The 5,709-nt window shown below is 65.5% G+C and carries 5 protein-coding genes; 3 read left to right on the forward strand and 2 right to left on the reverse strand.

Features of this window, described 5'->3' with window-relative positions:
• Window positions 1–79: 79 nt before the first annotated feature.
• Both KBZ15_RS17080 and KBZ15_RS17085 read right to left on the reverse strand, forming a co-directional pair.
• The gene (locus tag KBZ15_RS17080; protein ID WP_255016417.1) at window positions 80–781 is read right to left on the reverse strand and encodes a GAP family protein; all 702 of its coding nucleotides are present in this window, start codon (window positions 779–781) and stop codon (window positions 80–82) included.
• 26 nt (window positions 782–807) lie between these two features.
• A complete protein-coding gene (locus tag KBZ15_RS17085) occupies window positions 808–1,029 on the reverse strand; it encodes a hypothetical protein (protein WP_255016418.1) in 222 nt (73 codons plus the stop codon).
• Between the two features lie 398 nt (window positions 1,030–1,427).
• Between KBZ15_RS17085 and KBZ15_RS17090 the strand changes: the two genes are divergently transcribed.
• The 3 genes from KBZ15_RS17090 to KBZ15_RS17100 form a co-directional block, all read left to right on the forward strand.
• Complete coding sequence (locus tag KBZ15_RS17090; RefSeq protein ID WP_255016420.1) at window positions 1,428–3,335, forward strand: NAD(P)H-quinone oxidoreductase subunit F; 1,908 nt, start codon at window positions 1,428–1,430, stop codon at window positions 3,333–3,335.
• A gap of 10 nt (window positions 3,336–3,345) precedes the next feature.
• Window positions 3,346–4,866 carry an NADH-quinone oxidoreductase subunit M gene (locus KBZ15_RS17095; protein WP_255016422.1) on the forward strand — a complete coding sequence of 507 codons (1,521 nt, stop codon included), beginning with the start codon at window positions 3,346–3,348 and terminating at the stop codon, window positions 4,864–4,866.
• The coding region (locus KBZ15_RS17100) for a CO2 hydration protein (RefSeq protein ID WP_255016424.1) at window positions 4,863–5,709 on the forward strand (847 nt) is incomplete at its 3' end. The genes KBZ15_RS17095 and KBZ15_RS17100, both read left to right, overlap by 4 nt.

Below are 5,709 nucleotides of genomic sequence, written 5' to 3' on the forward strand. Positions count from 1 at the left end.
GGGTTAATCGGCATCGGCCTGCTAGCCATTGCCTTCTGGGACTCCATGCGCCAGAGGAAAATAACCTGAGGACGGTTGCTCAGGCGCTCACCAAAGTCAGCTGGTGCAGGCCTTCGAGCCCCTGCCAGCCCAGATAGACCCCCAGCATCAAGGCGAATACCCCAACCAGCCATTCGGCCCGGTGCACCAGCCAGTCGTTGAGGGTAGTGAGCGGTGCCCTCAGCCGCTGTTCTCCTCCAAACAGCCACAGCAGCGGGGGCAGCAACAGCAGGGAGGTGGTGATGGCGACAAACACCCCGCCCACCTCCAAGTCGCCGAGCAGGCTGGTGTGATTCGTCAGCAGCATGCCGCCCTCCTTGACGTAGAACACCAGATTTTCCGGGCTCACCAGGGCGCAGCCTGCCCCCAGGGCAAGCAGCGGTCCGCCGCCCAGCGCAGGCAGCTTGGCCATCAGCTGCATGGCCCAGTTTTCTTCGCCGATGGTCACCGCCGGGGTGAGCTGGAACAGGCCCAGCCCCACAAGCGCACCGGCCCCGATCAGATCGATCAGGATCTGGCCGCGGCTTCCCAGGCCCATCGCCCAGTGCAGGCGGCCCCCCAACGCCACCACAACCCCCAGGGCTCCACCGTTCGCCAGCATCCAGCCAGCGAGGAAGGTGCAACAGCGGAGCAGGGGCTGGGTTCCCAGCAGCAGCAGGGCCACCAGAGCGATGTTGATCGGACTGAAGGAAATTCCCAAACCCAGGGCAATCGTCTGGGTAAGCCAGTGGAAGGGAAGCATGAACCGCCACGATCGCTGGAATGCTGTCAGAGATAAACGCCGACCGTGGTTACCACGCGGGTGCCCTGGGCCCTCAGAGCACTGCCCAGGGCAATCGTGCTCTGGTTGGGGAGCAGGTTCTCGCGGGACACCCGGTAGCTGATGGCCACAATCACCATCAGGGCGATCACCAGCACCAGCATGATCTCCTGGGTGGCAAAAGCCTTGAGGCCATCGAAACGCAGATGGGCTATCAACGCATCGCCCATCTTCAATTAGATAAACAGGCTCAGATATAACGATTATCTCGTCTGCCCGGCCCATGCACGCACCAGGATTTCCTCCATCCTGCTGCGGTAGTAGAGGCGCAGCCGCTCAAGATCTTGGGGCTCACTGGATCCTTGCCCAGGCGCTAACCCTTCAGATTGGCCGGGCACCCCACGAGGGTGAGCAGGTGGCCGCCGCACTTGGGGCCAGAACGGCTCTGGAATCATGACTGGACATGGCCACTCGCTGATCCATTAGCACTGCTTCTGGGTCTAATTGCCCATTCCTTTGCTTGCCAATACCCAAGTTAATTTCGCCGTGCCTAGTGTTGCTCGTATAACCTAATTCGAAGACATTTCCAAGCCTCAATTGTTGTGGTTTGCATTGCTCTGTTGACGCGATGACCGTATTTCTGCTACAGGCGGCCTGGCTAATTCCTTTCTATCCCCTGGTGGCGGCCGTGGCCTCGCTGGCCTGGTCGCCTGGGTTGATCTCCCGCACCGGCCCGCGGCCCTGTGGTTACCTCAATCTGCTGATGGTTGCGGTGGCCTTTGGCCACAGCCTGGTGGCGCTTACCGCCCTCCACACCAACGCCCGCGCTGGAGCGGAGGCCCTCTACCGGCCGATCAGCTTCGGCTGGACCTGGCTCAACTCGGGTGGCCTGCGGATCGGATTCGACGGGCTGGTGACCGAACCCGCCCTGATCGCCATGGCTGTGATCACGGGCTTGCACCTGCTGGTGCAGATCTATGCGATCGGTTACATGGAAATGGACTGGGGCTGGCCCCGCTTCTTCGGCTCGCTCAGCTTCTTCGAGGCGGGCCTCTGCGCCCTGGTGCTCACCGATTCGGTGTTCTTCAGCTATGTGATCCTCGAGCTGCTCACCCTGGGCACCTACCTGATCGTGGGCACCTGGTACAACCAGCCCCTGGTGGTGAAGGGGGCCCGCGATGCCTTTCTCACCAAGCGGATCGGCGACCTGATCCTGCTGGCCGGTGTGATCGCCCTGTTGCCGGTGAGCGGCACCTGGAACTTCCATGGCCTGCAGGGCTGGGCCGCCGACCTCACCAACAACGGCACCCCCTTGCCACCGGGCTTCCAGCTGATCCTGCTGGCCCTGATCGCCGGGCCGATGGGCAAGTGCGCCCAGATTCCCTTGCACCTCTGGCTCGATGAGGCGATGGAGAGCCCCCTGCCTTCCACCGTGCTGCGCAATTCCGTGGTGGTGGTGGGTGGCGCCTGGGTGCTGCTGCGGTTGGAGCCCCTGCTGGAGCTCAGTCCCTTCGTGCAGGCGGTGCTTGTGGTGGTGGGCGGCTCCACCGCCGTGGTGGCATCCCTGATCGCCCTGGCCCAGGTGGATGTGAAGCGGGCCCTTTCTTTTTTGGTGAGCAGCTGGCTGGGGCTGCTGTTTGTGGCCGTGGGCCTGGGCGGCACGGCCGTGGCCGACCACCTGCTGCTGGTGTATCCGCTGCCGATGGCCCTGCTGTTGATGGCGATCGGCACGATCGTGATCAGCAACGTGACCCAGGACCTCACCAAGTTGGGGGGGCTCTGGAGCAAGCGGCCCCTGATCGGCATCGCCTTCCTCGCCGGCGCGGGAGGCCTGATGGGCCTGCCGCCGTTCGCCAGCTTCGCCGCCCTGCGCGAATTGCTCGCCCTTACGGCGGCGAGTGGCTATCCCGTGCTGCTGGGGGGCGTGGTGCTGGTCACCAACGCCCTGATCAGCGCCGGCTTGATCCGGGTTTTCGGCCAGATCTGGGGAGGTCGACCCACCCCGTTCACCACCCGTTCTCCGGAGGTGCTCTGGTTGATGGTGCTGCCCACCATGGTGCTGGGGGGCATGGTGCTGCATCTCCCCATGCTTCTGGTGGCCAATGGGGTCTATTCCCTCACCCCCCTCGCCGGTTGGGGGCCTCTGGCCTGGCCCCTGATCGCCTCCACCCTGGTGGGCGGAAGCCTCTCGGCCGCCTTTTACCTGCGCCCCCACGGCCTGGCCCAGCTGCCGGCCTCCCTCGGCGGCCTGCAGGATTGGCTCGCGCACGACATGCAGACCGAGCGCTTCTATCACCGCACCGTGGTGGCCCTGGTGCTGGCCCTGGCCCGCTTCGGGGCCTGGAGTGACAGTCGCCTGGTGGATGGCTTCAGCGGCGGCACCGGTGCCGTGGCCCTGGAGGGAGCCCGGCGCCTCAGCCTCACGACCTCCGGTCGCTCCCAGGCCTATGCCCTCACCCTGGTTCTCGGGGTGTTGCTGATGGCGGCCTGGCTGATTGCCGTTGATCTGCCGCCCGTGTCCATCGCTCTGCCCTGAGGCCGCCGCCATGACCCTGCTGCTGTTGCTCTTGCTTCCTCTGCTGGTGGGCCTGCTGCTGCCGCTGCTGCCGCCTGGGCGCCCCGCTCTGGTGCGCGGCCTGGCCGCCGGCGCCGCCCTGGCCCAGCTGCTGGTGGGCCTGCTGGCCTGGCGCCAGCCGCCCGCTGCCCTGAGCCTCGAATGGGTGCCCCGGCTGGGCTTGGGCCTGGATCTGGGCCTCGATGGGCTGTCGCTGCCGCTGGTGCTGCTCACGGGCCTGATCACCGCCATGGCGGTGCTGGCCTCCCCTGCAGACCAGGGTCGCCCTCGCCTCTATTTCTCCTTGATGCTGGCCACCAACCTGGGGGTGATGGGGGCTTTCTTGGCCCGCAACGCCCTGCTGTTCGTGCTGGCTTTCGAGCTGGTGCTGATCCCCACCACCCTGCTGGTGGCGATCTGGGGCGGCGAGCGCCGTGCCGGGGCCGCAGTGCGCTTCCTGCTCTATGGGGCGGTGTCGGGCCTGAGCCTGCTGGGCGGCGTACTGGCCTTCGGCTGGTTCGGTCAGGGCGCCGCCGGCGCCGACACCGCCGTGAGCTTCAGCTTCGAGGCCCTGGCCGCCACGCCCCTGCCGTCCTCGGCCCAGCGCTGGGTGCTGGCCCTGCTGGTGCTCGGTTTCGGCATCAAGCTGCCGGTGGTGCCCCTGCATGGCTGGCAGCCGATCAGCTACGCGGAAGCACCGCCGCCGGTGGTGATGCTGCTGGGGGGTGTGGTGTCCAAGCTGGGGGCCTATGGCCTGCTGCGCTTTGGTGTGGGCCTGCTGCCCGAGGCCTGGAGTGCCTTTTCGCCCTGGATCGCCGCCGCCGGTGCAGTGAGCGCGGTGTATGGCGCCCTCAATGCCGTTGCCGCCACCGACATCCGCCGCCTGATGGCCTACAGCTCCCTCGGCCACATGGGCCTGCTGGTGCTTGCCCTGGCAGCCGCCACGCCGATGAGCCTGCAGGGAGCCATGGCCCAGGTGCTGGCCCATGGCCTGATCGTGGCCCTGCTCTTTGACTGCGTGGGGTTGATCCAGCGCAAGACCGGCACCACCATGATCGGCGAGCTCTCTGGCCTGATGAACCCGATTCGGGGCCTGCCCTTCACCATGGGCCTGATGCTGCTAGCCCTGATGGCCGCCGCCGGCATCCCCGGCCTGGCGGGCTTCCCGGCCGAACTGCTGGTGTTCGAGGGCAGCTGGACCGTGTTCCCCCGGGCCACCCTGATCTGCCTGGTGGCCTCGGGCTTCACCGCTGTCTACGCGGTGCGGCTGTTCAACCGGGTGGGCTTCGGCCGGCTCGACAACAGCCGTGCCGACTGGCAAAGCACCCGATTGTCTGAGCGGCTGCCGGCCGCAGTGCTCACCACGCTGGTGGTGCTCGCCGGCATCTGGCCTGTGGGGCTCACCGCCTGGAGCGAGGCCAGCACGGCCGCCATCGCCCTTCGCCACAGCGATCCGGTGGTGCAAACCCTGGCCCTGGCTCCTTCTACTTCGTCGTTGTCACTGCCCGCATGATCCCCCCCTCCACCCACCGCTACGCCGAGGTGATCCATCGGCTTGAGGCGGGAGGCTCGATGCTGCCCGACACCCCGGAAAACCTTCAGCAGATCATCGGCATCTACAAGGCCTATGCCGTGCCGATGGACTTCTATTGGCGCGACCTGCTCTACATCGCCGAGCGGGTGTTTCTCAACCCATTGCCGGCCTTCAAGTACTTCATCTCCCAGGAGTATCTAGATCTCCCCAACAGCTACGCCGGCGATCAATCGAAGCTGCGTATCTGGCGTGGTGGTGAAAAGGCCCATCCGGAGCTACTGGAGTTTATGGCCAAGGGTGAAACCCGGGCCATGCCCAAGTTGCTGCATCACCTCTGGCACGACCGGGTGAACATGGAGTTCGCCGAGGCCTGCATGCAGGCCATGCTCTGGCACCAGGGCATGGGCGGTCGCTTCAACGACTACCTCGCGAGCGATGCCTACAAGGCCAATGCCGATCGGGCGATCAGGGCCTACTTCAAGGGCAATCCGCTGATGCTTGGCCTCTATGCGCTGTTCCCGGACATGGTCCTGGAGCAGGTGAAGCAGCTCAGCTATTACGCCAACCTGGGCCTGTTCTGGGAGGTGATGGCGCCGGTGTTCTTCGAGATGAGCGACCTCTACGACGAGGGGAAACTCACCTCCGTGCCCCAGGCGATGGACTTCCTGGTGAACGGCATATTTGCAGTGGCGGGGCGGCCCATTTATCACCACGTGTTCATCCGCGGCGAGTGCTTTGAGATTATTCCCAAGAGCGAGGGTTTTACCTGGCTCTACGAGGCAGCCCTGCCCTATGTGGAGGCAGTGTTCTACCGCACCTCAC

The sequence above is a fragment of the Cyanobium sp. BA20m-p-22 genome (assembly GCF_024346275.1).
Classification (GTDB): domain Bacteria; phylum Cyanobacteriota; class Cyanobacteriia; order PCC-6307; family Cyanobiaceae; genus Cyanobium_A.